The 23,805-nt window shown below is 69.1% G+C and carries 20 protein-coding genes; 9 read left to right on the top strand and 11 right to left on the bottom strand.

The genetic code is table 11. The annotated features are described in order from the left end of the window. Positions 1 to 46: 46 nt before the first annotated feature. The 3 genes from HYN04_RS11350 to HYN04_RS11340 all read right to left on the bottom strand — a co-directional run bounded on the left by HYN04_RS11350 (position 47) and on the right by HYN04_RS11340 (position 5,840). Positions 47 to 1,720: a tetratricopeptide repeat protein gene (locus HYN04_RS11350; protein WP_162599638.1), complete on the bottom strand. Its 1,674-nt coding sequence runs from the start codon at positions 1,718 to 1,720 to the stop codon at positions 47 to 49. Positions 1,721 to 2,015: 295 nt separating this feature from the next. Next, positions 2,016 to 3,647, bottom strand: coding sequence for an MFS transporter (locus HYN04_RS11345; protein ID WP_110450861.1), 1,632 nt, complete (start codon positions 3,645 to 3,647; stop codon positions 2,016 to 2,018). Positions 3,648 to 3,761: 114 nt separating this feature from the next. Next, positions 3,762 to 5,840, bottom strand: coding sequence for a 3-hydroxyacyl-CoA dehydrogenase NAD-binding domain-containing protein (locus tag HYN04_RS11340; RefSeq protein WP_110450860.1), 2,079 nt, complete (start codon positions 5,838 to 5,840; stop codon positions 3,762 to 3,764). 246 nt (positions 5,841 to 6,086) lie between these two features. Between HYN04_RS11340 and HYN04_RS11335 the strand changes: the two genes are divergently transcribed. From HYN04_RS11335 to HYN04_RS11320, 4 genes are all read left to right on the top strand, one after another. Continuing rightward, positions 6,087 to 6,929 carry a hypothetical protein gene (locus tag HYN04_RS11335; RefSeq protein ID WP_199285962.1) on the top strand — a complete coding sequence of 281 codons (843 nt, stop codon included), beginning with the start codon at positions 6,087 to 6,089 and terminating at the stop codon, positions 6,927 to 6,929. Positions 6,930 to 6,991: 62 nt separating this feature from the next. Next, the gene (locus HYN04_RS11330; RefSeq protein ID WP_110450859.1) at positions 6,992 to 7,453 is read left to right on the top strand and encodes a DUF6152 family protein; all 462 of its coding nucleotides are present in this window, start codon (positions 6,992 to 6,994) and stop codon (positions 7,451 to 7,453) included. A gap of 27 nt (positions 7,454 to 7,480) precedes the next feature. Further along, positions 7,481 to 8,032: a DUF6644 family protein gene (locus HYN04_RS11325; protein ID WP_110450858.1), complete on the top strand. Its 552-nt coding sequence runs from the start codon at positions 7,481 to 7,483 to the stop codon at positions 8,030 to 8,032. After that, on the top strand, positions 8,029 to 8,499 hold the full coding sequence (locus HYN04_RS11320) for a DUF6644 family protein (RefSeq protein WP_110450857.1): 471 nt from the start codon (positions 8,029 to 8,031) through the stop codon (positions 8,497 to 8,499). The genes HYN04_RS11325 and HYN04_RS11320 overlap by 4 nt, the downstream gene beginning before the upstream one ends. Before the next feature lie 13 nt (positions 8,500 to 8,512). Here HYN04_RS11320 and HYN04_RS11315 read toward each other — a convergent pair whose 3' ends face one another. From HYN04_RS11315 to HYN04_RS11305, 3 genes are read right to left on the bottom strand one after another with little or no spacing between them, the layout of a single operon-like run. After that, on the bottom strand, positions 8,513 to 9,304 hold the full coding sequence (locus HYN04_RS11315) for an SDR family oxidoreductase (RefSeq protein WP_110450856.1): 792 nt from the start codon (positions 9,302 to 9,304) through the stop codon (positions 8,513 to 8,515). Between the two features lie 12 nt (positions 9,305 to 9,316). Beyond that, positions 9,317 to 10,732 carry a vWA domain-containing protein gene (locus tag HYN04_RS11310; protein ID WP_110450855.1) on the bottom strand — a complete coding sequence of 472 codons (1,416 nt, stop codon included), beginning with the start codon at positions 10,730 to 10,732 and terminating at the stop codon, positions 9,317 to 9,319. Next, complete coding sequence (locus tag HYN04_RS11305) at positions 10,732 to 11,694, bottom strand: AAA family ATPase (protein WP_110450854.1); 963 nt, start codon at positions 11,692 to 11,694, stop codon at positions 10,732 to 10,734. Before HYN04_RS11305 ends, HYN04_RS11310 begins: the two co-directional genes overlap by 1 nt. A gap of 153 nt (positions 11,695 to 11,847) precedes the next feature. Between HYN04_RS11305 and HYN04_RS11300 the strand changes: the two genes are divergently transcribed. The 5 genes from HYN04_RS11300 to HYN04_RS11280 are packed head-to-tail and all read left to right on the top strand — an operon-like array spanning position 11,848 to position 17,089. Continuing rightward, positions 11,848 to 12,471 carry a glutathione S-transferase family protein gene (locus HYN04_RS11300; protein WP_110450853.1) on the top strand — a complete coding sequence of 208 codons (624 nt, stop codon included), beginning with the start codon at positions 11,848 to 11,850 and terminating at the stop codon, positions 12,469 to 12,471. Between the two features lie 50 nt (positions 12,472 to 12,521). Further along, on the top strand, positions 12,522 to 13,730 hold the full coding sequence (locus HYN04_RS11295; RefSeq protein WP_110450852.1) for an acyl-CoA dehydrogenase family protein: 1,209 nt from the start codon (positions 12,522 to 12,524) through the stop codon (positions 13,728 to 13,730). Between the two features lie 14 nt (positions 13,731 to 13,744). After that, positions 13,745 to 14,869, top strand: coding sequence for an acyl-CoA dehydrogenase family protein (locus tag HYN04_RS11290; RefSeq protein ID WP_110450851.1), 1,125 nt, complete (start codon positions 13,745 to 13,747; stop codon positions 14,867 to 14,869). Positions 14,870 to 14,882: 13 nt separating this feature from the next. Next, entirely contained in the window at positions 14,883 to 16,583 is a 1,701-nt protein-coding gene (locus HYN04_RS11285; protein ID WP_110450850.1) for a class I adenylate-forming enzyme family protein, read from the top strand. An 11-nt stretch (positions 16,584 to 16,594) separates the two neighbouring features. Next, positions 16,595 to 17,089 (top strand): SRPBCC family protein, encoded by a 495-nt coding sequence (locus tag HYN04_RS11280; RefSeq protein ID WP_110450849.1) that lies wholly within the window; start codon positions 16,595 to 16,597, stop codon positions 17,087 to 17,089. A gap of 317 nt (positions 17,090 to 17,406) precedes the next feature. Here the strand turns inward: HYN04_RS11280 and HYN04_RS11275 are convergent, their stop codons facing one another. The 5 genes from HYN04_RS11275 to HYN04_RS11255 form a co-directional block, all read right to left on the bottom strand. Further along, on the bottom strand, positions 17,407 to 18,408 hold the full coding sequence (locus tag HYN04_RS11275) for a phosphotransferase enzyme family protein (RefSeq protein WP_110450848.1): 1,002 nt from the start codon (positions 18,406 to 18,408) through the stop codon (positions 17,407 to 17,409). Further along, positions 18,395 to 19,675 carry an aspartate aminotransferase family protein gene (locus HYN04_RS11270; protein ID WP_199285961.1) on the bottom strand — a complete coding sequence of 427 codons (1,281 nt, stop codon included), beginning with the start codon at positions 19,673 to 19,675 and terminating at the stop codon, positions 18,395 to 18,397. The genes HYN04_RS11275 and HYN04_RS11270 overlap by 14 nt, the downstream gene beginning before the upstream one ends. Continuing rightward, positions 19,668 to 20,711: a phosphotransferase gene (locus HYN04_RS11265; protein WP_110450846.1), complete on the bottom strand. Its 1,044-nt coding sequence runs from the start codon at positions 20,709 to 20,711 to the stop codon at positions 19,668 to 19,670. Before HYN04_RS11265 ends, HYN04_RS11270 begins: the two co-directional genes overlap by 8 nt. A gap of 54 nt (positions 20,712 to 20,765) precedes the next feature. Then, positions 20,766 to 22,082: an acyl-CoA dehydrogenase family protein gene (locus tag HYN04_RS11260; RefSeq protein WP_110450845.1), complete on the bottom strand. Its 1,317-nt coding sequence runs from the start codon at positions 22,080 to 22,082 to the stop codon at positions 20,766 to 20,768. Between the two features lie 123 nt (positions 22,083 to 22,205). Continuing rightward, on the bottom strand, positions 22,206 to 23,684 hold the full coding sequence (locus HYN04_RS11255) for an MFS transporter (protein WP_110450844.1): 1,479 nt from the start codon (positions 23,682 to 23,684) through the stop codon (positions 22,206 to 22,208). Positions 23,685 to 23,805 lie beyond the last annotated feature (121 nt).

Here is a 23,805-nt window from a genome sequence, read left to right as displayed (position 1 = left end):
CCGGAGACCTCGAGGCGTAGCGGGCGAGCGTGCTCCGGGCGGACGCCTATGGCGTCCCGGTCTCACACCCCTCCAACGCCCGCCTGAGGCCTTCCTTGAAATACCCATTCCAGTCCGGGTCCACGTAAGGCAGCCAGTCGATGTCCGCCTCACTGAAGCCCCGGCACTGTTCCATCATCTGTAGCGCCGCATCCTTCGACGCCTTCGCCTCGCCGCTGCGGGCGAGGGCGTTGACCTTCACCAGGTGCGCCAGCCAGTAGCCCGGTCGCCGGATGAGCGACTGCTCGGCCAGGTCAACCGCCTCCTCCCACTTCCCCGACATGCAATACGAGGTGGCCAGTTCGCCAAGCGTATGGAAGACGAAGGGGTCGTTCGGGCTGAGACGGAGGGAAGTCCGGAGGCTGCCTTGGGCCTCGTCGGGCCGTCCGGCGAGGTTCAGCGCCGACCCAATGAAGGCGTGGGCCTGTGGCAGGCTGGGATTCAGCTCGATGGCCCGCCGGAAGAGCCGGATCGCCGGCGCATTGTTCCTCTGGAACATCTCCGCCGCGCCCAGCACGGCGTGAGCGCGGCCATCCTCGGGGGCCGCCTGCATGGCTCGCCGGGCCAGGCGCGTCCAGACGCCCATTTCCTCGGGACTGATCCGTTCCGCCCAGATGTTCCAACCCATGCTCCAGGCGGCCTGAACCAGGACCTCGGGGTTTTCCGGCTCCCGCGCCAGGGCCTCGTCGAAGAGCTCGCGAGCGGCCCGGGAGTCCGCCCTGGACATGCGGTTGAGGTGCCAGCGGCCCCGCCAGATCAGGGTGTTCACGTCCCGGCTTGTCGATGGCCTCGCCACCGCCCTCGACTGTTCCGCGTGGTCGATCCGGGCCCCCAGGACCGCAGTCAGGCCGTTCAGGACAGGCGCGAGGCTTTCGTTGGAGAGGCTGTCCGGAAGGCCGAAGCGCTCGGACCAGATCACCTGGCCGTTTTCGGAGTCGATGGTCGATATCGCCAGCTGGAAGCCCTTGGCGGCGGCGCGCAGCCGCCCCTCGACCAGGTATCTTGCGCCCAGGCCCTGACCCACCTGCTTGGCGTCAGTGGTGGCGAGGTCCTGGCTGAAGCTGGAGCTCCGGGCGATGACCGGCAGCCAGCGCAGCCGGGACATCTGGTCGATGAGGTCTTCGCTGATGCCCTCGGCCGCGAAGTCCAGCGCGGGGTCCGAGGTCTGGTTCTGGAACTTCAGGACCGCCAGGGCCGGCCGTCCCTCAAAGCCGGGCGCAGGTTGCGTCAGGTCCACGAGGTGGACCGGAAGCGGCGGGGCGGGGTCGTAGGCGCCGGGCGCCTCCCAGGCGGACGACTGGGCCTGGATCAGGGCGCGCTGCTCCCTCAGCCAGTCCTCGAAACCTTCTTCCCCCGGAAGATCGAGGCCTTCAAGGAACTCGGCGATGCCCCTCGGTTCAGGGCGCTCATCCTCGTTCGCGGCGCCGGGGACCGGGATATCGAACGCGATCTTCGGAAGATTCAGCCGGACCCTCGCCCCTTCGGTGAAGAGCAGGGGCTCGGGTTCGTCGGCGAGGATCTTGCGCAGGTTTGACAGCTCCCGGCGCAGGCTGGTCTGGGCCTGGCTGGATTCCCGCGAGCCCCAGAGCTTGTCCTGGAGGAACTGGCGCGTACGTTCGCCATCCCGGCCCGTGGCCAGGAGGGCGATAAGCCCGATCGCCTTCCTGCTTGCGACTTCCACCCTGTTCCCGTCCGCCCCCAGGAGGCGGAACGCCCCCATTAGCCGAACAGAGTAGATTCCGGATCGCCCCGTCATTCAAATCACCCCGGGACGTCGCCATCGCAACGCCCAACCCCGTGTTTCACGCAATCTTCACGTCGGGAGGCCCCCCGAACCACAACCTTGGCCCGTCTTTACCGGTACTTGCAAAGATCAACTGAGACTTGAGTAGCTGTTTAGATGGCAACCATCCCGCAAGGGCAGGCTAGCCCTTAACGCATGATTCACGCTATTTTCACGGCGATTTCACGGGCTCTCAGTCGATGGGAGCCCCGCGCATCTCCCGCAGGAAGAAGCCGCCGGCGACCAGGGTGATCGCCGCGATGACGATGGGGTACCAAAGGCCCCGGTAGATGTCGCCCGAGGCCGCCACCATGGCGAAGGCGGTGGCCGGCAGGAAGCCGCCGAACCAGCCATTGCCGATGTGGTAGGGCAGGGACATCGAGGTGTAGCGGATCCGGGCCGGGAACATTTCCACCAGGGCGGCGGCGACAGGTCCGTAGACCATGGTGACGTACAGGACGAGCAGGGTGAGCAGGCCGACCACCAGGGGCTTGTTGATGCGGGCCGGGTCGGCCTTGGCCGGATACCCCGCCCCGGCGAGGGTGGCGGAGAGGGACTTCGTCCAGGCCGCCCGGGCGTCCGCAAGCGCCTTGCCGGTCAGGCTGCGACCGTCGATGGAGGCGATCTCGGCCTGACCGACCCGGACCCGGGCCAGGGCGCCCGCCGGCGCCGACTCGTTTCGGTAGCTGACCCCGGCGCTGGCCAGGGCGGACTTGGCGATATCGCAGGACGAGGCGAAGGCCTTCTTGCCGATGGGATCGAACTGGAAGGCGCAGTCCGCCGGATCGGCGATCACCGTCACCGGCGCCGAGGCGCTGGCCGCCGCGAGGGCGGGGTTGGCGGCGTGTGTCAGGGCCTTGAAGATCGGGAAATAGGTCAGCACCGCCAGGAGGCAGCCGGCCAGGATTATGGGCTTGCGGCCGATCTTGTCCGACAGCCAGCCGAAGACCACGAAGAAGGGCGTTCCGATCAGCAGGGCGGTCGCCACCAGGGCGTTGGTGGTCAGGCCGTCCACCTTCAGCGTCTTTTCCAGGAAGAAGAGGCTGTAGAACTGGCCCGTATACCAGACCACCGCCTGGCCAGCGGTCAAACCCACCAGGGCCAGCAGGATGAGCTTCAGGTTCGCCCGGTCGGCGAAGGCCTCGGTCAGCGGCTTCTTCGAGGTCCGGCCCTCATCGACCATCTTCTGGAAGACCGGGCTCTCGTTGAGCTTCAGCCGGATCCACATGGACAGGGCCAGCAGGACGGCGGAGACGAGGAAGGGGATCCGCCATCCCCACGCCTTGAAGGCGTCTTCGCCGACCTGGGTCCTGACCAGGATGATGACCACCAGGGACAGGAAGAGGCCCAGGGTGGCCGTGGTCTGGATCCAGCTGGTGTAGAGGCCGCGCTTGCCGTCCGGCGCGTGCTCGGCCACGTAGGTGGCTGCGCCGCCGTACTCGCCGCCCAGGGCCAGGCCCTGCAGCAGGCGCAGGAGCACCAGCAGGATCGGCGCTGCGATCCCGATCTGACTGTAGTCGGGCAGGAGGCCCACCGCGAAGGTCGACAGCCCCATGAGAAGCATTGTGACCAGGAAGGTGTTCTTTCGGCCCCAGAGGTCGCCGAGACGTCCGAAGACGATGGCCCCGAAGGGCCGGACGGCGAATCCCGCCGCGAAGGCCATCAGGGCCAGGATGAAGCCCGTGGTCTCGTTCACACCGGAAAAGAAGTGAAGGCTGATGAAGGCGGTCAGCGAACCGTAGAGGTAGAAGTCGTACCACTCGAAGACCGTGCCGGCGGAGGCCGCCCCCACGATCATCCGGTCATTCCGCGCCTCGCTCGCCATGCTCGCCTCCCCAGGTCTGTGCCCCTGGGGGAGGATAGGCCCCGTTCGCGCGCCGAATCCAGAGCAGGATGGGGCGCCCGGGCCGGCGACAGCGCCGGCCCGGAGCCCTTGGGATCAGAGGTCGGAGAACTTCTTGCCCTCGGCCACCAGCTTCTCGAGCAGGGCGGCGGGCTTGAAGTCGTCGCCCATCTTGGCCTGGAATTCCTTCATCTTCTCCAGGACCTTGGCCGCGCCGATCTGGTCGCCGTACCACATGGGGCCGCCGCGATAGACGGGCCAGCCGTAACCGTTCTGCCAGACCACATCGATGTCGGAGGACCGGATGGCCTTGCCCTCCTCGAGGATCTTCACGCCCTCGTTGATCATCGGGTAGATGCAGCGCTCGAGGATCTCCTCGTCGCTGACGGTCCGCGGGTTGGAGCCGGTCTTGACGATGAAGTCGTTGATGATCTTCTCGGTCACCGGGCTCGGCTTGGCGTTGCGGTTCTCGTCGTAGTCGTAATAGCCCGCCCCGGTCTTCTGGCCGCGACGGTCCATCTCGCACAGGACGTCGCGGATGCTCTCGCCCTTCGAGCGTTCCTTGACCCAGCCGATGTCCAGGCCGGCCAGGTCGCTCATGGCGAAGGGGCCCATGGGGAAGCCGAAGTCATAGAGCACCCGGTCGATATCCCAGGGCATGGCGCCTTCCATGACCAGCTTCTGGGCCTCGCGCTGGCGCTGGGCCAGGATGCGGTTGCCGACGAAGCCCGGGCAGACGCCGACCAGGGCGGCGATCTTGCCGATCTGCTTGGCCAGCTTCATCGAGGTGGCGATGACCGACTTGGAGGTGTGGTCGGCGCGGACGATTTCCAGCAGCTTCATCACGTTGGCGGGCGAGAAGAAGTGCAGGCCGATCACCGCCTCGGGGCGCTTGGTCACCGAGGCGATCTCGTCGATGTTCAGGCCCGAGGTGTTTGTGGCCAGGATGGCGCCCGGCTTGCAGATGGCGTCCAGCTTGGTGAAGATGTCCTTCTTCACGTCCATGCGCTCGAACACCGCCTCGATGACCAGGTCGACCGGGGCCAGGTCGTTCATGTCCAGCGAGCCCGTGATCAGGGCCATGCGCTCCTCGACCTGGGCGGCGGTGATGCCGCCGCGGGACGCCGTGCGCTCGTAGTTGCCGCGGATGACCTTCAGGCCACGCTCCAGGGCTTCCTTCTGGACCTCGACGATGGTGACCGCGATGCCGACATTGGCGAAGTTCATCGCGATGCCGCCGCCCATGGTGCCGGCGCCGATGATGCCCACCGACTTCACCGGGATCAGGGGGGTGTCGTCCGGCACGTCCGGGATCTTCTGGGCCTGGCGCTCGGCGAAGAAGGAATACCGCTGGGCGGCCGACTGCGAGCCGGTGACCAGCTCGCCGAACAGCTTGCGCTCGACGGCCAGGCCTTCGTCGAAGGGCAGGTTCACCGCCGCCTCGATGCAGCGGATGTTGTACTCGGGCGCCAGGAAGCCGCGGAACTTCCGGGCGTTGGCCTTGCGGAAGGCCTCGAAGATCTCGGGCTTGCCGCGGGCGGCCTCGACCTTGGAGTTGTTGTCGCGCACCCGCACCAGGGGCTTGTTCTCGGCCACGCAGCGGCGGGCGAAGGCCACGGCGGCCTCGCGCAGCTTGCCTTCCTCGGCCAGCTCGTCGACCAGGCCCATCTCAAGGGCTTCCTTGGCGGGGGCGTGGCGGCCCGAGGTCATCATCTCGAGGGCCTTCTCGGGCCCGGCCACCCGGGGCAGGCGCTGGGTGCCGCCGGCGCCCGGCAGGAGGCCGAGGTTCACCTCGGGCAGGCCCAGGCGGGCCGAGGGGACCGCGACGCGGTAGTGGGCGACCAGGGCGACCTCCAGGCCGCCGCCGAGGGCGGTGCCGTGGATGGCGGCGATCACCGGCTTGGGCGCGTTCTCCATCATCTCCTGGACGTCGAACAGCGACGGCCCGCGCGAGGCGCCGCCGAACTCGGTGATGTCGGCGCCGGCGATGAAGGTGCGGCCTTCGCAGATCAGCACGATGGCCTTGGCGGCCGGGTCGGCGGTCGCGGCCTTGAAGCCCTCGAAGAGACCCTCGCGCACATTGGCCGACAGCGCGTTCACGGGCGGCGAGTTGAGGGTGATGACGGCGACGTCGCCGTCCATCGAAAGGTCGGTCACCGGATTGATGGCGGTCATGCGTTTCCTCGCTCTGCGGTTTCCGGACCAGCCGTTCAAGGGGCCGGCTCCGGCGTCGAATTCCCCGGGCGGTTTATACGCCGCGCCAGATGCGGGCGAGTCAAAACTGAGCCCTCCGGACCGTTCGGCTTGACCGTCCCGACCAACTGTGAGACCGCCTCTGGGGATACGGACGCCCGCCTGAGGCGCCGGTCGGGAAACGCTGCGCCGGCCTTCACGGCGCGCGGGGGGAAACGGGGAGTACCCATGCGTCTCAAGGTCCTTGGCGCGGCTCTGGCGGCCATTTTCGCCGCAACGGTTTTCAATGTCGCGGTGGCGGCGCCGGCGAAGATTCCGCGAACCCCCGACAAGCGCCCGGACCTCAACGGGGTCTGGCAGGTCCTGAACACCGCCAACTGGGATATCGAGCCCCACGCCGCGCGCGCCGCCCTGGCCTTCCGGCCTGGGCCGGTCGTCCCGGTCCCGGCGAAGGAGGTCCTGGCCCTCGGGGCCATCGGCGCCGTCCCAGCCGGACCTGGCGTGGTCGAGGGCGGAGCCCTGCCCTACACGCCGGAAGCCCGGGCCCGGCGCGATGAGAACCGCGCCGACTGGCTCAACCGGGATCCCGAGATCAAGTGCTACCTGCCCGGCGTGCCGCGCGCCAACTACATGGCCTTCCCCCTGCAGATCATCCAGGGCGGGAGCGAGACCCTGATCGTCTACGAGTATGCCGGCGCGGTCCGAAACCTCGTGTTCAAGGACCCGGGCCCGCCGCCGGTGGATTCCTGGATGGGCCAGTCGGTGGCCAGGTGGGAGGGCGACACCTTGGTCGTGAAGGTCACAGGGCAGTCGGACTCCACCTGGTTCGACCGGGCCGGGAACCACCATTCCGCCAGCATGACCGTCGTCGAGCGCTGGACCCTGATCGGACCCGACCACCTCCGCTATGAGGCGGAGATCACCGATCCTGAGACCTTCACCCGCCCCTGGAAGATGTCGATGGTGCTCTACCGGCGGGTCGGCGAGGACGCCCGGCTCCAGCAGTTCAAGTGCGTCGAGTTCGTCGAGGAGTTGATGTTCGGCAAGTACCGCAAGAACCCTCTGCCCTGAGACGCCGTCGAAACGCTGCCCTAAGCCGCCATCCGCCAGACGATCCTCCCGGAGACCCGACCATGATCCAGAGCCCCTCGAAAGCCCTCGCCGCCCTCGCCGCCGTCGCGGGACTGTCCATCGCCGGCGTTGCGGGTGAGGCCGACGCCCACCACGCCTTCGCCGCCGAGTTCGATGGCAACGCCCCGGTCCTGCTGCGCGGGACGGTCACCAAGGTCGAGTGGATCAACCCCCACGCCTGGGTCCATGTCGCGGTTCCCAAGGCCGGCGGCGGCGCGCAGGTCTGGATGGTCGAGGGCGGCACGCCCAACACCCTTCTCCGTTCCGGCCTTTCTCGGGACTCCCTCAAGCCCGGGACCGCTGTGATCGTCAGGGGTTACCAGTCCAAGGACAAGGCCTGCGCCCCGGCCTGCAAGGCCAACGGGCGCGACGTGACTTTCACGGATGGCCGTCGGGTCTTCATGGGCTCCTCCGGCACCGGGGCGCCCAAGGATGGCGCGGATCCCGGTGATCGTCGTCGCTAGGTTCACCCCGACGGATACCCTGAGCCGATGATTGACGCCTTCGTCGCCTGGCTGGCCACAACGCCCGGGAGCATTGCGCTTCACGAGTCGCTGTACATGTACGCCATCGTGGAGACGACCCACGTGGTGTCCATCACCCTGTTCGTGGGAACGATCGCCATGATCGACCTGAGGGTGCTGGGCCTGGCCCTCGGTCGGGTTCCCGTGTCCCAGGTCCTGCGCCGGCTCCTTCCCTGGACGGTCCTGGGCTTCGTCATCCTGATCGTAACCGGGGCGCTGCTGTTCTACGCCATCCCCGAGCGCACCTTCCACAGCTTCTGGTTCCGGGCGAAGATGCTTCTGCTGTTGCTGGCGGGGCTGAACGTCTGGCGCTTCCACAGGGCCTACGGCCTCTCTCCGGGGGCGTGGGACATGGGGCCGGCCCCGGCCCGCGCCCGCTTCTCGGCCCTGGCCTCCCTGTGCCTCTGGATCGGCGTGATCTTCTTCGGCCGGTTCATCGCCTACAACTGGTTCGACTGCGACAAGCCCCAGCCGGCCTTCATCTCCGCGGTTTCCGCCTGCCGGAGCTTCACGCCATGAGCCTGTACGCCCTCTGCGAGGCCATCGAGGCCACGGCCCTGTCGGCTGCGATCCGGGAGTCCCTCTGGCTCTTCCCGGTGATCGAGGCGGTCCACCTTGTGGGCCTCGCCATCCTGGGCGGCTCGCTCTTCGTGGTCGACCTGAGGCTGATGGGCGCGGGCCTGACCCGCCAGTCCATCGCCGAGGTGGAGCAGGGCGCCCGAGCCTGGTTCCTGGGGGCCCTGACCCTTATGCTGACGACCGGCGTGCTTCTCGGGATCTCCGAGGCGGTGAAGCTCTATGACCGGCCGGCCTTTTTCCTGAAGATGATCACCCTGACCCTTGGCCTGCTGCTGGCCTTCACGGCCCGCCGGGCCCTGATCGCGCGCAATCCCCGCGGCGGAGCCTTCAGCTTCGCCGTCGGCGCCCTCTCGACCTGCCTGTGGCTGACCACGGCCGTGGCGGGCCGCTGGATCGGCTTCTCCTGATCCGGGCCCGGGGTCAGGCCCGGCCCAGCACTTTCGACCGCAGCCTGCGCATGCCGCCCAGCCAGCGGTCATAGTCGGCCGTCTTGCGCTGCATGTAGGTGCGGACGATCTCGTGGGGCAGGATCAGGAAGCTCTCGGCCTCCAGTCCCTTCACCACCGCCTCAGCCACGTCGTCAGGCGACAGGACCCCATCCAGGTTCTGGGGCTGCTCCTGCCCGCCGCCGGCCCTCAGCATGGCCGTATCCACGCCCTGGGGGCAGAGGACCGAGACCTTGATCCCCAGGTCGCCCTGGGCGATGGCCAGGCTCTCAGCAAAGCCGATGGCCGCGTGCTTGGTGGTGGAGTAGACGGCGCTGCCGATCTGCGACAGCAGGCCCGCCGCCGAAACGGTGTTCAGGATGTAGCCCTCGCCCCGGGCGATCATGCCGGGCAGGGCGGCGCGGGCGCCGTAGACATGGGCCATGACATTGACGCCCCAGGCCCGGTTCCAGACCGCGTCCGGCGCCGAGGCGGCGTTGTCGGGGTCCGGCTCACCGCCGCCCACGCCGGCGTTCTGGCAGAAGAGGTCGATACGCCCGTGCGCGGCCTCCACCGCCCGGACCATCGCCTCCACGGCCGCCGGGTCCGAGACGTCCACGCCAAAGGACGAGCCGCCGATCTCGGCGGCCACCTTCGCCGCGCCCTCGGCGTTGAGGTCGACCACGGCCACGTGGGCCGCCCCCTCCCGGGCGAAGCGCCGGCAGAGGGCCGCGCCGATGCCATCGGCGCCGCCGGTGACGATGATGATCTTTCCCTGAACCTTCATGGGTCGGGTCTCCTAGTCGTAGGCCATCAGGATTTCGTCGAGCGCCCGCTCCAGGTCGGTGACGGTCGAGCAGTGGGTGAGCAGGGTGCAGAAGGGCCGGTATTCCAGGAGGCAGCTGTCTCCCGACCCCCAGTTCGTCGCCGGCTCCGGGCACAGCCAGACCAGCCGCTTGGCCTGGTCGGCGATCTGCTTGAAGACGTCCAGGCGGGGGTTCGAATAGTTCGAGCGGCCGTCGCCCAGCACCAGCACGGTGGTCCGTCGGTCGATGACCTCGCCGAAGTCACGGTCGAGCTCGAGGAAGGCCGCGCCATAGTCGGTCCCGCCCGAGCCCACCTCGTCGACGATGGCCCGCATGGCGGTCTCGAAGGGCAGGGTCTCCAGCGGCCGGCTGACATCGGCCAGGTGGGCCGAGAAGGCGAAGGTCTCGAGGTCGGTGACCTTTTCCTTCAGGGCGTGGAGGAAGAGCAGGAGGAAGCGGACATACTGGGCCACCGAGCCAGAGACGTCGCAGACCGCCACGATCTTGGGCCGGTCCTTGCGCCGGATCTTCCAGATGATGTCGAAGGGCACGCCGTCGTGCCCGGCGTTGGCCCTTAGGGTGCGGCGGACGTCCAGCCGCCCCCGGTCCTTCACCTTCCGGCGACGGGCGTGCCGCACCGCCAGCCGCTTGGCCATGCGCTCGACCAGAGCCCGCATGCGCTCGGTGTCGCTGCGCCCCAGGGCGCCGAAGCTGCGTTCGGCCAGGATCTCGTTCATGAAGGCGTCCTGCGCCGACTTCCCGTAGATCTCGAACCGGGCCTCGACGAAGGCGCGGGCCTGTTTCTGCAGGGCCGAGCGCGTCCCGATCAGCCCCTCGGCCTCCGCCTCGCCCTCGGGGGTGCGCCGGGAGAGGGCCTCCATGAGCCGGGCCTCCAGGGCCTCGACGCCCATCTGCTCCATCATCTTGCGGACGAAATATCCCGACTGGGTGGCGAAGCGGATCTCGTCCACCCCTGCGGCGGCGGCGGCCCGCTCCAGGGCCATGGCCAGTTGTCCGGGGTTCTTGCCCTGCGCCAGCGCCGACAGGGCCTCCACAGGATCGCCCCCCTCGCCGCCTTCACCTCCCTCGGCGTCACCGGACTGGGGATCCGCGCCGGCCTCCCCGTCGCCGGGTCGTCCGGTGTCGGGATCGCCGCCTTCGCCGGGCTGTCCCTCCGCCGCGGCGGCCGAGGCCGCTTCCCGGCTGAAGTAGAGTTCGAACAGCTGTTCGTGGATGGCCTTTTCCTCGACGGACTTGGCCAGAACCGTCCCCAGGGCGGTCTTCAGGACGCCCCGGTCCTCCCAGCCCACGACATCCACGGTCCGCGCCGCATCCATGGCCTCGGTGGTCGAGACCCCGGCGCCGGCGGACCGGAGGGCGCGGATGTAGCGGGTGAGGGTCCGCTCCATCAGCGGCTGGCCTTGTCCCCGCCCGCCAGCAGGGCCTCCACCTTGCCCGCCACCTCGGCGATGTCCGACTGGCGCTTGAGGATGACATTGAGGGTCGAGCGCACCAGGGCCGGGTCCAGGGAGTCCGCGTGCAGCAGGATCAGGGTCCGGGCCCAGTCGATGGTCTCGCTGATCGACGGCAGCTTGCGGATGTTCTCGCCCCGCACCGCCTGGACGAAGTCGACCAGCCGCTCCAGCAGCCGCTCGGTCACCTCGGGCACCCGTGTGCGGACGATCCGCGCCTCCAGGTCCGCATCGGGGAAGTCGATGTGGAGGTGCAGGCAGCGGCGCTTCAGGGCGTCGCCCAGCTCCCGCGTGGCGTTGGAGGTCAGCACCACCAGGGGCGGCACTTGGGCGGCGATGGTGCCGATCTCCGGCACGGTCACCTGGTAGTCCGACAGCACCTCCAGCAGCAGGGCCTCGAACTCCTCGTCGGACTTGTCGATCTCGTCGATCAGCAGGACCGAGCCGGTCGACTGCTCCATGGCCTTCAGGAGGGGCCGCGGCTCGAGGAAGTCCCGGGAGAAGAAGATGTCCTGGAAGCCGGTCAGCTTGTGCAGGGCCTCGTCCAGGCTGTCGGCGTCCTCGACCAGGTGGCCGATCTTGTCCTTCAGGATCTGGGTGTAGAGGAGCTGCTTGCCGTACTTCCACTCGTACAGGGCCTTGGACTCGTCCAGGCCCTCGTAGCACTGCATCCGGATCAGGGGCTGGTCCAGGCCGATGGCGACCGAGCGGGCGAGGTCGGTCTTGCCGACCCCGGCGGGGCCTTCGATGAGGACAGGCTTGCGCAGGTGGTGGGCCAGGTAGACCGCCGTGGCGATCTCCGGCGTGGCGATGTAGCCGGTCCCCGCCAGCATCTGCGTCACCGCCTCCACCGAGGCCAGGCCCGCTGGCGTCTCCTTCTGCTTCGCCCCGTCCGTCATATGGTCTCCCCCGCCCGCTGCGCGCGGGTCCTGTTCATGTCCAGTCTGGTTCGAGCATTACCGGACAGAACGGCCCAGACCAACCGTGATCCCTTTCGTGCCGGCGAAATTTGAATAAGGTGTATGGAGCGACCGAAGAGTCCGGGGAGGCCCATGAAGCTCTATCACTGCGCCGACGCCCGTTCCCTGCGCCCCCTCTGGGCGCTGGAGGAGCTGGGCGCCGACTACGAGCTGGTCAACATGGCTTTCCCGCCCCGGGCGACCTATCCCGGCTACCTCAACATCAATCCCCTGGGCACCGTCCCGACCTTCGTCGACGGCGAGGTCACCCTCACCGAGTCCACGGGCATCTGCCACTATCTGGGCGAGAAGCTCGCGCCCACCGACCTGCGGGTCGATCCCTCCGAGCCGGCCTACGGCGAGTACCTCAACTGGATGTACCGGAGCGACGCGACCCTGACCTTTCCCCAGACGATCGTGCTTCGCTACACCCGGCTCGAGCCAAAGGAGCGCCGCCTGCCGCAGGCGGCCGAAGACTACACGGTCTGGTACCTCTCGCGTCTGCGCAGCGTCGAGGCGGCCCTGGAGGACCGGGAGTTCCTCTGCGCGGGCCGTTTCACCATGGCGGACATCGCGGTCCACTACGCCCTTTTCCTCGGCGAGACCCTGGGCCTCGCCGAGCGCTACAAGCCCCGCAGCCGCGACTATCTTGAGCGCCTCAAGGAACGTCCGGCCTTCCTCAGGGCCCGCGAGAAGCAGGCCCTCCGGGCGGACTGACCGGACGGTATGCCCGTTACAGTGAGGGGCCCCGCCCCGGGAGTGAGACCATGAGCACAGTTGATCCCAAGGACCTCGCCGCCTTTGCCGAGCAGGCCGACGCCTGGTTCGCCGAGAACGTTGTCCGCGACCCCGGCTTCATGCTGCCCCTGACCTTCATGGAGGTCGGGACCGACAAGCAGTTCCACTTCCTGCGCGACTGGCAGAACAAGGTCTGGGAAGCGGGCTACCTGGGCGCGGCCTGGCCGAAGGCCTACGGCGGCGGCGGCCTGTCCCAGGCCTTCCAGAGCGCCGCCACCCGGGCCATGCGCAAGCACCACGGCCCGATCATGCTGAACGCCATCGGCATCAACTGGGCGGGTCCCCTGATCCTGGAGATGGGGACCGAGGCGCAGAAGGCGGCTTACCTCAAGGGCATCCTCTCGGCCGAGGACATCTGGTGCCAGGGCTTCTCCGAACCGGGCCACGGCTCGGACCTGGGCTCGGCCCAGACCCGGGCGGTGCGCAATGGCGACCACTATGTGGTCAACGGCTCGAAGATCTGGACCACCCTGGGCCGCTACGCCAGGTACATGATCCTGCTGGCCCGGACTGATCCCTCCACTGAGCGCAAGTATGACGGCCTGAGCTTCTTCCTCATGCCCATGAAGGCGCCGGGGATCGAGACCGTCCCGATCCGCAAGCTGACCGGCGAACACGGCTTCACCCAGACCTTCTTCACCGACGCCAAGGCCCCCGTCGACGGCCTCGTGGGCCCCGAGGGTGGCGGCTGGAAGGTGGCCATGCGCACCCTCGAGTACGAGCGCGGGGCCCGGGGCGGGCAGGCCGGCGGCTATGTCTCTGTTGGCGCCAACGCGTTCGACGTCTTCGACCTGGCCCAGCGGACAACGCGTGGCGGCCGGCCCGTCCTGGAGGATCCCCTGGTCGCCGACGAGATGGTCGGCTTCCTCATGGAGATCCAGGCCCTGACCCTCAATGGACAGCGCACCCAGGTGCCCGAACTGATCGCCGACCGCCCCCAGGGCATCCCCCTGGCCTCCAAGCTCATGGGCACGGAGATGTCCCGGCGCCTCAATGACTTCGCCGTCCAGCTGACGGGCGCCCGGGGCGCCTACTATGTCGACGAGCCCGAGGCTGCGGACAATGGCCTGTGGGCGCGCAACTACCTCAATTCCTTCTCGGCCACGATCGGCGGGGGCACCTCCCAGATCCAGGCCAACATCGTCGGCGAGCACGTGCTCGGCCTGCCGAAGTCGTAAGGGAGGCGAGGGCGATGAAGGATCTGGGAAGGATCGGGTTTTCCGAGGACCAGGCGACCCTCCTCGAGGTCGCGACGGACTTCTGCCAGCGGCGGTCCCCCGTGGCGACGGTTCGCCGCCTCATGGAGGCCGAGGCTGGCCACGACCCTGCAGTCTGGGCCGAGCTGGGCGACCTCGGCTGGCTGGGCGTGGCCATTCCGGAGGCCTACGGCGGCTCTGGACTTGGCCTCGCCGAGGTCGTTCCCCTGGTGGAGCAGATGGGCCGGCGGCTCATGGCGGGGCCCTTCGTCTCGACCACCCTCGCCGCCCAGGCCCTGATCGCCGGCGGGACCGAGGACCAGAAGCGGGAGGCCCTGCCGCGGATCGCCGCCGGCGAGGCGGCCACCCTGGCCCTGGCCGAGCTGGACACCGACTGGGAGCCGGAGACCATCGGCTGCACCGCGACGCGACGGCCTGACGGTCGGCTGGCCCTGTCCGGCCGGAAGATCCTGGTCACCGACGCCGCCGAGGCCCGCCGGATCATCGCCTCGGTCCGCCTGGACGGCGCCCCCGCCCTGGTGCTCCTGACGCCCGAGGACCTGCCCTCCGGCGCCCTTCGCCGGGAGACGGTGATCGACGAGACCCGCAGGTCCTTCGCCCTCGCCCTCGACGGGATCGTCCTGGATGCCGACCGGCTTCTCGACCCGGACCGCGCAGGCGCCGCTCTCGAGCACATCCACCTGGTGGCCAATCTCCTGGCCGCCGCCGACATGGTGGGCGGGACCCAGGCCTGCATCGACTACACCCTGGACTACCTGCGCACCCGCACCCAGTTCGGCAAGGTGATCGGCTCCTACCAGGCGCTGAAGCACCCCATCGTCGACGCTTACACCCGCTACGAGCAGGCCCGGTCGCACCTCTACAGCGCCGCCCACTGCTTCAACGAGCAGGGGACCGGCGAGATCGCCGTGCGCATGGCCAAGGCCGCCGCTGACGTCGCCTACAGCTTCGCCGCCGACCGGGCGATCCAGTTCCACGGAGGCTTCGGCTTCACCTGGGACTGCGACGCCCAGCTCTATCGCCGCCGGGCCATCTGGCATGCGGCCCAGTTCGGCGACGCCGCCTTCCACCGCAAGAAGCTCGCCCGCCTCCTTTTCTGATCCCGGAACCTCCATGACTGACGCCGCGCCCCCGCCCGCCACCCGGGCTGAAGCCCTCGCCCTCCTCACGGCGACCGGCCAGCCCTTTGAGCTGGCGACCCTCGAGATCGGCGGATACCCCCGGAAGGTGTTCGTCCATGCCCCGCCGACCCTGCGGGAGATGTTCGCGGCGGCGGTCTCGGACGCCACCTTCCTGGTCTATGGCGAGGAGCGGATGACCTTCGCCGAGGTCACCCGGGACGCAGGCCGCCTTGCCTCGGTCCTCGTCTCCCGCTTCGGCGTGGGCAAGGGCGACCGGGTCGCCTTCTCCATGCGCAACTTCCCGGAGTGGGTGATCTCCTACCAGGCGGCGACCTCCATCGGGGCGGTGGCCGTGGCGATGAACGCCCTGTGGCAGTCGGACGAGCTGGAGTACGGCCTGAAGGACTGCGGCGCGAAGGTCTTCATCGCCGATCAGGAGCGGCTGGACCGCCTGGCCGGCTGCTCGCCGGACCTCAAGGTCCCGGTGATCGCCGTCCGCGCCGACCGGCCGGGCGAGGCGGCGCGCTACGAGGACCTGATGGCCGAGGCTGCGGGCGCCAGCCTGCCCGCCATCGATATCGCCCCCGACGACGACGCCACCATCTTCTACACCTCGGGCTCGACGGGCCATCCCAAAGGGGTGGTGTCTTCCCACCGGAACATCATCTCGGCCCTCTTCTCCTGGGAGCTGGACGTCCGCGCCGGGGCCCTCATGCAGGGGATCGAGCCCGTCCCGCCGGCCCGCCAGCCTGTGGCCCTCCTGGGCGTGCCCCTGTTCCACGTCACCGGCGCCAACGCCATCTTCCTGCAATGCTACCGCGCCCAGCGCGCCATGGTCTGCATGTACAAGTGGGACGCCGAGCTCGCCGCCGAGATCATCGAGCGCGAGAAGGTCACCAGCTTCACCGCCCCCGCGGCCATGACCGGCGACCTGGTGCGCGAGGCCAAGCGGACCTCCCGGGATCTCTCCAGCCTGCTCACCGTGGGCGGTGGCGGCGCGCCCCGGGCGCCCGAGCAGGTGGCCCAGATCGGCTCGTCCTTCGCCCAGGCCATGCCCAATACCGGCTGGGGCATGACCGAGACCAACGCCATCGGCACCGGCATCGGCGGCGAGGAATACCTCAACCGTCCGGCCAGTTCGGGCCGCTGCTCGGCGGTGCTGGAGCTGAAGATTCTCGACGAACAGGGCCGGGTCCTGCCGGCCGGCGAGCGAGGCGAGCTGCTGATCCGCGGGACGAGCCTCTTCCGCGGCTACTGGAACCGCCCCGAGCTCAACGCCGAGATCTTCGAGGACGGCTGGTTCCGGACCGGCGACGTCGCCTACCTGGACGACGAGGGCTACCTCTTCATCGTCGACCGCATCAAGGACCTGATCATCCGGGGCGGCGAGAACATCGGCTGCGGCCAGGTGGAGGCGGCCCTGCTCAAGCATCCGCATATCCATGAGGCTGCGGTCTACGCCGTCCCCGACGAGCGGCTGGGCGAGGAGGTCGGCGCCACCGTCCACGGCGACCCTGGCCTCGACCCCGACGAAATCCGCGACTTCCTCAAGGATCACCTCGCCCGGTTCGAGGTTCCCCGCTACATCGACATCTCGCCTGAACCCCTGCCGCGCATCGCCTCGGGCAAGATCCTCAAGCGCGGCCTGCGCGACGAGGCCGCCCGTCGCCTCGCCGCCGCCGCCACGACTTGAAAGGCCCCTCCATGAAGCGCTTCCTCGTCGCCGCCGTCCTTGCCGTCGCCCTCCCGGGCGCCGCCCTGGCCGCCAGCCCGGAGTACGCCGTCATCCGCATGAGCCAGCCTGTCGATCGCCCGGCGGCCGAGGCCTGGAAGAAGGTGGGCGGCTGGTGCGACCTGGGCGCCTGGATGAAGATCGACTGCACGGTCACGAAGGGCGATGGCGGCATCGGCTCGGTCCGCTCCATCGCCGGCGGCCGGGTCACCGAGATCATGGTGGCGCGCACCGACCTGTCCTACGGCTACGCCCAGCCGCCGGTGGAGGGGCGCCCCTACGACCTCTACCACGGCTTCCTGGAGGCCAAGCCGGTCACCGCGAAGACCTCGGTGCTCGAATACACCCTGATGTACGACGTCTCCGGCCTGCCGGACGCCGCCGCCCGCACCGCCGACCAGGCCCGCCGCCGGGCCATGTTCGAGGGCGCCCTGCGCAACATGAAGGCCCTCGCCGAAAGCCAGTAACCGCCGCTGACCCCCTCACCGGCCTTCGCCGGGGACTTCCCCTGATGGGCGGCAACTGGCTCCCAATTCCTCCCCCAAGGGGGAGGTGGCCCGCGTAGCGGGCCGGAGGGGGTCTACGGCGATAGGGTTGACCCCCTCAGTCGGCTTCGCCGACAGCTCCCCCTGATGGGGAGCAATTCACTCTTCATTCCTCCCCCCAGGGGGAGGTGGACCGCGCAGCGGGCCGGAGGGGGTCTGCTGAGGCGCCGTTGACCCCCTCAGCCGGCTTCGCCGGCAGCTCCCCCTGATGGGGAGCAATTGGCGCCCTAATTCCTGGGCTAGGCGTCCGCCAGAAGGGCCTCGCAGCGCCGGCGGATCAGGTCGACCCGGGCCGGAAGCCAGTCGCCGGTCTCGATCTCCGGCCGCTCGTGCAGCCAGCCCAGCTGGACGAGGTCGCGCACCAGCAGGAAATCGGACAGCTGCGCCGCCTCGGTCTCCGGCAGGTCGCGCACCTGCCGGTATCCGGCCAGGAAGGCGTCCCTGACCGCAGCGAAATCCTGCGAAGCCTGTTGGTGCGTGAGGGCCACGGCGATGTCGTACATCCGCCAGCCGAAGGCCGCGTCGTCGAAGTCGATGATGGCGAGGTCCCCGTCCCGAACCAGAAGGTTCCCGGGGTGCAGGTCGGCGTGGATCATACCGAAGACGGACGGTTCCAAGGGCAGGGCGGACAGGCGCGCGTGCAGGACATCCCGCGCCTGGATGGCAAGGTCACGGTCCTCGGGGCCGAGGGCCGCATGGTCCCAGAAGGGGCCCCACCGGGGCGCAGGACCCATCAGGCCGTCGGCGTCCAGGCGCGTCCGTGCGAAGCCGGGCGGCGGGGTCCAGGCCTCGGACTGCAGGTGGGTTCGGGCGACCAGGGCGCCGAGGCGGCGGAACCACAAGGGGCGCTCGCCGGTCCGGTCCGGCGACTCCAGGAAATCGTCCAGCACCTCGCCTTCGATCCAGCGGGTCACCCCGACCAGCCGCACCTCTCCGGTCCCGGCCACGGCCTGCGGCGTGAAGGCCCGTCCGTCCCGGGCATGCAAGGGCTCGGGGGCGGCCAGTCCGGCCTCGCGCAGGGCCGAGGTCCAGACCCGCTCGGCCTCCAGCTCCGCCTCGGAATTGTAGCCCGGCCGGTGCAGGCGCAGGACCCAGTCCTCGCCAGTCCTGCCGTCCGTCAGGCGGAAGGTGACGTTCTCCGAGACCGTGACCAGTGACAGCTGGGGGTCTTCCACCGGAAAGGCCTTGGCGGCCTCCCGGGCGGCGGGCAGGAAGACCCGTTCGGCCTCAGCCGGCTCCATGGAGGGTGTCCAGCGTCGCGTCAAAGGCGGGGAGGAAGGCCTCGGCGTCGGCCTGGCTGAAGACCAGGGGCGGCCGGATCTTGACCACGTTGTTGAAGGCCCCGGCGTTCGAGGTCAGGAAGCCCCGGTCCTTGAGCCCATTGCATACGGCCCGGGCTGCAGCGAGGTCCGGGGCGCCGTCGGGACCGACCATCTCCACCCCCAGGAAGAGGCCGCAGCCCCGGGCGTCGGCCACGCCGGGCCAGCGGCCGACCCGCGCCTTCAGCTCGGCCTTCAGGAAGGCCCCGACCCGTCCGGCGTTGGCCAGCAGGTCCCGGGACTCGATCTCGTCCAGCACGGCGTGACCCGCCGCCGCCTGCAGGGGGCTGGAGGCGAAGGTGTTGAAATAGCGGGTCCGGGACCGGAAGGTCTCGACCAGGGCGCGGGAGGCGGTGGTCGCGGCCAACGGCACGCCGTTGCCCATGGGCTTGCCCGTCACCACGATGTCCGGTGTGAAGCCGGTCACCTGATAGCCCCACCACTGGCCCGTGCGGCCGTAACCGGACTGAACCTCGTCGGCGATGATGAGCCCCCCGCGGGCCCGCACCCGTTCGGCGGCCCTGCCCATGAAGCCCGGCGGGAGGTCGGGCAGGCCCTCATTGGCCAGGATGGAGCAGACGATCAGGGCCGCGATCCCGTCGCCGGAGGCCTCCAGGGCGTCCATGGCCCTGTCCAGACCCACCAGGTAGGCCTCGGTCAGGGCCGCGCCGGACAGGCCGGGCTCCGGCGTCCGGAAGGTCTGGGGAAAGGGAAAGCTGCGGAACCCCGGCGACCGCTCGGACCCCGCCGGCAGGCCGCTCATGGCCCCGACGAGCTCGGTATTGCCGTGGTAGGTGGCGTCCGTGCAGAGGATGCCCCGACGGCCCGTGGCCATGCGGGCCATGCGCAGGGCGATCTCGTTGGCCTCGGTCCCCGAGCAGGAAAAGATCACGCTCTGCGCGAAGTCGCCGTGCAGGCCGGCCACCCGTTCGGCCAGGCGGATGATGTCCTCGTGCAGGTAGCGGGAGTGGACGTTCAGGGTCCCCTGCTGGCGGCCGATGGCCTCGGCCACCCGGGGGTTGCCGTGCCCCACGCAGGGCACGTTGTTGTACATGTCCACATATCGCCGGCCGTCGACGTCGAAGAGCCAGGCGCCTTCGCCCCGGACGATGTGCAGGGGCGTCTCGTAGAAGAGGGCCGCCCCCGCGCCGAAGGCCCGGTTGCGACGCTCAAGCAGTCCGTCAGACAACCGCAGGGCCCCCGTTGGCGATGGACCAGGCGCGGGCGGCGTAGCGCTGGATCGAGGGATAGGCCTCGACATACCGGTCCGACGAGGCGTTGCCGTCCAGGCCGCGCTTGTAGACCCCCTGGTTGATGGCCGCGATGCGGAACAGGGTGAAGGCCAGGTGGAAGCTCCAGTCCTTCAGGGCAGGCCGGCCCGAAGCCTCGGCGTAGATCTCGAATATCTCGGCCTGGGACGGGATCCCCAGGTCTGTGAGGGTCTTCTGGGTGGTCTCGCCCATCATGAAGAGGGTGGTGTAGGCGACGTCGGAATAGGGGTCGCCCAGGGTCGACAGCTCCCAGTCCAGCACGGCCTCGAGCTTCGGCTCGGTCGGGTGCAGCATGCAGTTGCGGATCGAGAAGTCGCCGTGGACGATCCGGGTCTCGCTCTCCGCCGGCATGTGGGCCGGCAGCCACTCCATCAGCCGCTCCATGTCGGGATGGTCGTCGGTCTGGGCGGCCTTGTACTGGCGCACCCAGCGGCTGATCTGCCGCTCGTAGTAGTTGCCCGGCCGTCCGTAGTCGGACAGTCCGACCGAGGCGGGGTCGACGGCGTGTAGCCTGGCCAGCACCCTGAGGTAGTCGGTGAAGACCGCCCGGCGCTCGGCGGGGGTCATGCCGGGCAGGGAAGGATCGAGGAAGATCCGGCCTTTGACCCAGTCCATGACGAAGAACTCGGAACCGATGACCGACGCATCCTCGCAGTGCAGGCGTACGGTGGGCACCGGCACGCCGGAGCCGCCCAGGGCCTTGAGCACGGTGTACTCGCGCCCGACCTGGTGGGCCGAGGGCAGGAGGTCGCCGGGCGGCTTCTTGCGCACCACCCAGCGGCGGTCCGGCGAGGCGATCAGGAAGGTGGGGTTGGAGTGCCCGCCCTCGAACTGGCGGACGGTCAGCGGCCTGCGAAAGCCCTCAAGCCGCCCGTCCAGCCAGGCCTCCAGCCGGGCCTCGTCGAAGCGGTGCGCGGCCCGCACCTCAGTGATCTCGGCCTCGCCTTCGGACATCCGAACCTCCTGTGGAAGCCGGACGGCGGCCGGGGCCGCCGTCCGCGCCCGGCCTCAGTTCCGCCAGACGACGCCCGAGGTCTGGTCTTCGCCGCCGCCCTCGTACTGGCGGATCTCATTGCGGCCGACCACCAGGTGATGGACCTCATCCGGGCCGTCGGCGATGCGCAGGGTGCGCTGGCCGGTGTACATCCGGGACAGGGGGGTCCACTGCGAGACGCCGGTGGCGCCGTGCATCTGGATGGCCTGGTCGATGATCTGGCAGACCCGCTCGGGGACCATGGCCTTGACCATGTGCACCCAGACGCGGGCTTCGCGGTTACCGAGGATGTCCATGGCCTTGGCGGCCTTGAGGACCATCAGGCGCATGGCCTCGATGTCGATCCGGGCGCGGGAGATGATCTCGACGTTGCCGCCCAGCCAGGCGATCTTGCGGCCGAAGGCCTCGCGCGACAGGCCCCGGCGGACCATCAGGTCCAGGGCCCGCTCGGCCTGGCCGATCGAGCGCATGCAGTGGTGGATCCGGCCCGGGCCGAGGCGCAGCTGGCTGATCTCGAAGCCGCGGCCCTCGCCCAGCAGCATGTTGGATTCCGGCACCCGCACGTTGGTGAAGCGGATGTGCATGTGGCCGTGCGGCGCGTCATCCTCGCCAAAGACGTGCATCGGGCCGAGGATCTCCACGCCGGCCGTGTCGATGGGCACCAGGATCTGCGACTGCTGGCGGCTGGGGGGCGCGTCCGGGCTGGTCTTGACCATGGTGATCATGATCTTGCAGCGCGGGTCGCCGGCGCCGGAGATGTAGTACTTCTCGCCGTTGATCACCCACTCGCCGTTCTCCAGCACCGCGCTCATGCCGACGTTCTTGGCGTCGGAGGAGGCCCGGTCCGGCTCGGTCATGGCGAAGGCCGAGCGGATCTCGCCGTTCAGCAGGGGCTTCAGCCAGCGCTCCTTCTGCTCGGGCGTGCCGACACGCTCCAGCACTTCCATGTTGCCCGTGTCCGGGGCCGAGCAGTTCATCACTTCCGAAGCGAGCGGGACCTTGCCCAGCTCCACGGCGATGTAGGCGTAGTCGAGGTTGGACAGTCCCTCGCCGGTCTCGGCGTCAGGCAGGAAGAAGTTCCAGAGGCCTTCCTTCTTCGCCTGGTTCTTGGCTTCCTCGAGCAGCTCCAGCTGGCCGGGGGCATAGCCCCAGCGGTCAGCCCGGCCCTCGCCCAGCTTGTGGAACTTCTCCGACATGGGGGCGACGGTCTCGTGGACGAAGCGCTTGACGTGCTCGTAGAGCGGCGTCGCCTTCTCGCTCATCCGCAGGTCGTTCAGGTCGTCCTTGGGATCGAAGCCGAAAGCGGCCTTGGCCGGGGTGATCGTGTTCATGCTTGATGTCCTCTCTGTCTGGCCTGTCATCGCATCCGTCGCCGCGGCCTGCAGCGCTAATCTGAGCGATCAGTATGGCAGCCGACCCTCATTCGCCAACCGTTTTTGAGGGGTGACGCCGGGTCACCGGCCATCTTCCTTCACGGGAAAGGGGTGGGCGGCCTCCTCGGCGTCTGCGGCCAGGGCGCGCAGGGTGGCGGCATGGGATTCCCGGCTGATCCGGTAGCCGGAAAGCAGGGCGAAGCCGACCAGGTACAGCATGATGATCACCGGGGCGTAGACGGCGCCCATCCGCTGGATGACCTCGGCCGGCATGTCGGCGGGGGCCACCCCCGGCTTCAGGCCGATGGCGTCGATCAGCAGGGCGGCGGCCAGGATGCCAAAGCCGGACACGGACTTGCCCACGAAGGCGGAGGCGGCGAAGAACAGGCCCTCAGACCGGCGCCCGGTCTTGAGTTCGGCCTCTTCCACCACGTCGGCGATCATGGAGGAGCCCATGGTCGAGGCGATGATCCCGCAGGTCACCCCCACGATGGAGGTGGTGAACAGGATGCCGAAGACCGCCGGGTCGCCATTGGGCGGGAAGAGGCCCGCAAGGCGCAACAGGACCGGGCCGATCCCGATCAGCAGGGACAGGACCGCCAGCAGCATGGCGGTGTGCTTCTTGCCAAAGCGCCGCGAAAGAAGGGGGGCGGACGGCAGGGCGACGAAGGCCGAGACGAAGACTCCCAGGGTGATCACCGAGATCTGGGCGGCGCTGAAGCCCCAGAAGAAGGTGTTGAAATAGCCATTCATGGACGCGACCAGGCCGCCGGCCAGGGCGGTGGCGATGCTCGAGGCCAGGAGGAACAGGAAGGAGCGGTTGTTCAGGGTCTCGCGCACCTCCGCAAGGGTCTGGCCCAGCGACTTCCGCCGCTTCTCCGGGGGCGCCCGCAGGGTGGGGATGTGCCGGTGGGTTCCCGCCGCCGAGACGACGATGGCGACCAGCATGATCCCCGAGGCGATCAGGCCGTATCGGGCGTAACCCTCGGGATTGAGCTGGCCGACGGCGTGTGTGGCGTCCGGCTTCAGGAGGACGCCGAAGGCCAGGGCCTGGATGGACAGGCCGCCGATCCAGGCGAAGAAAAAGCGGTAGCTGAGCAGGACTGACCGGTCGTCGTAGCCTGAGGTGAACTCGGCCGCGAGGGCCGAGGAGGGCACCTCGTAGAAGGCGATGAAGGCGCGGATCACCACGGCCAGGACGGTCAGGTAGACAAACAGCCCCTGGGGCGACAGGTCCGGCGGGTTCCACAGGGCGGCGTAGGAGACGGCCACCGGCAGGGCGGCGGCGTACATGAAGGGATGCCGGCGGCCCCAGGCCGAGCGCAGGTTGTCCGAGACATGCCCGATCAGTGGATCGATCACGGCGTCAAAGACCAGGGCGGTCAGCAGGGCGACCGCCACCAGGCTGGCGGGCACTCCCAGGACCTGGTTGTAGAAGAGCATCAGCATGTAGCTGAAGCCGTTGTCCTTCACCCCGAAGGCGACGGAGCCCAGGCCGTAGAAGAACCGCGTCGAGCGATCGAGCCGCCCGTCCGTCGCCGGCGACGCTGCAGAAGCCATGTTTTCCCCCAGAACCCTTCCCGGGGTCCATTGGGTCAGCCCGCGGGCAGGGCGTCAACCGCCGCCGCCCTTGTCCCGTTGCAGGGCCGCCTCTAGCGTGCGTGGTCGACCAAGACCGGAA

This window comes from Phenylobacterium parvum (assembly GCF_003150835.1).
Taxonomy (GTDB): Bacteria; Pseudomonadota; Alphaproteobacteria; order Caulobacterales; family Caulobacteraceae; genus Phenylobacterium; species Phenylobacterium parvum.
The sequence above is the reverse complement of the archived record's forward strand: the minus strand, read 5'-3'. Positions and strand labels throughout refer to the sequence as shown.

Bases quoted from the DNA above. Each gene is read 5' to 3' on its own strand.
- HYN04_RS11310 (WP_110450855.1), bottom strand. From the start codon at position 10,732: ATGGAGCGGACCCTCACCCGCTACATCCGCGCCCTCCGGTCCGCCGGC.
- HYN04_RS11260 (WP_110450845.1), bottom strand. From the start codon at position 22,082: ATGAACACGATCACCCCGGCCAAGGCCGCTTTCGGCTTCGATCCCAAG.
- HYN04_RS11285 (WP_110450850.1), top strand. From the start codon at position 14,883: ATGACTGACGCCGCGCCCCCGCCCGCCACCCGGGCTGAAGCCCTCGCC.
- HYN04_RS11290 (WP_110450851.1), top strand. From the start codon at position 13,745: ATGAAGGATCTGGGAAGGATCGGGTTTTCCGAGGACCAGGCGACCCTC.
- HYN04_RS11320 (WP_110450857.1), top strand. From the start codon at position 8,029: ATGAGCCTGTACGCCCTCTGCGAGGCCATCGAGGCCACGGCCCTGTCG.
- HYN04_RS11265 (WP_110450846.1), bottom strand. From the start codon at position 20,711: ATGTCCGAAGGCGAGGCCGAGATCACTGAGGTGCGGGCCGCGCACCGC.
- HYN04_RS11275 (WP_110450848.1), bottom strand. From the start codon at position 18,408: ATGGAGCCGGCTGAGGCCGAACGGGTCTTCCTGCCCGCCGCCCGGGAG.
- HYN04_RS11325 (WP_110450858.1), top strand. From the start codon at position 7,481: ATGATTGACGCCTTCGTCGCCTGGCTGGCCACAACGCCCGGGAGCATT.
- HYN04_RS11295 (WP_110450852.1), top strand. From the start codon at position 12,522: ATGAGCACAGTTGATCCCAAGGACCTCGCCGCCTTTGCCGAGCAGGCC.
- HYN04_RS11340 (WP_110450860.1), bottom strand. From the start codon at position 5,840: ATGACCGCCATCAATCCGGTGACCGACCTTTCGATGGACGGCGACGTC.
- HYN04_RS11300 (WP_110450853.1), top strand. From the start codon at position 11,848: ATGAAGCTCTATCACTGCGCCGACGCCCGTTCCCTGCGCCCCCTCTGG.
- HYN04_RS11330 (WP_110450859.1), top strand. From the start codon at position 6,992: ATGATCCAGAGCCCCTCGAAAGCCCTCGCCGCCCTCGCCGCCGTCGCG.
- HYN04_RS11315 (WP_110450856.1), bottom strand. From the start codon at position 9,304: ATGAAGGTTCAGGGAAAGATCATCATCGTCACCGGCGGCGCCGATGGC.
- HYN04_RS11335 (WP_199285962.1), top strand. From the start codon at position 6,087: ATGCGTCTCAAGGTCCTTGGCGCGGCTCTGGCGGCCATTTTCGCCGCA.
- HYN04_RS11255 (WP_110450844.1), bottom strand. From the start codon at position 23,684: ATGGCTTCTGCAGCGTCGCCGGCGACGGACGGGCGGCTCGATCGCTCG.
- HYN04_RS11305 (WP_110450854.1), bottom strand. From the start codon at position 11,694: ATGACGGACGGGGCGAAGCAGAAGGAGACGCCAGCGGGCCTGGCCTCG.
- HYN04_RS11345 (WP_110450861.1), bottom strand. From the start codon at position 3,647: ATGGCGAGCGAGGCGCGGAATGACCGGATGATCGTGGGGGCGGCCTCC.
- HYN04_RS11280 (WP_110450849.1), top strand. From the start codon at position 16,595: ATGAAGCGCTTCCTCGTCGCCGCCGTCCTTGCCGTCGCCCTCCCGGGC.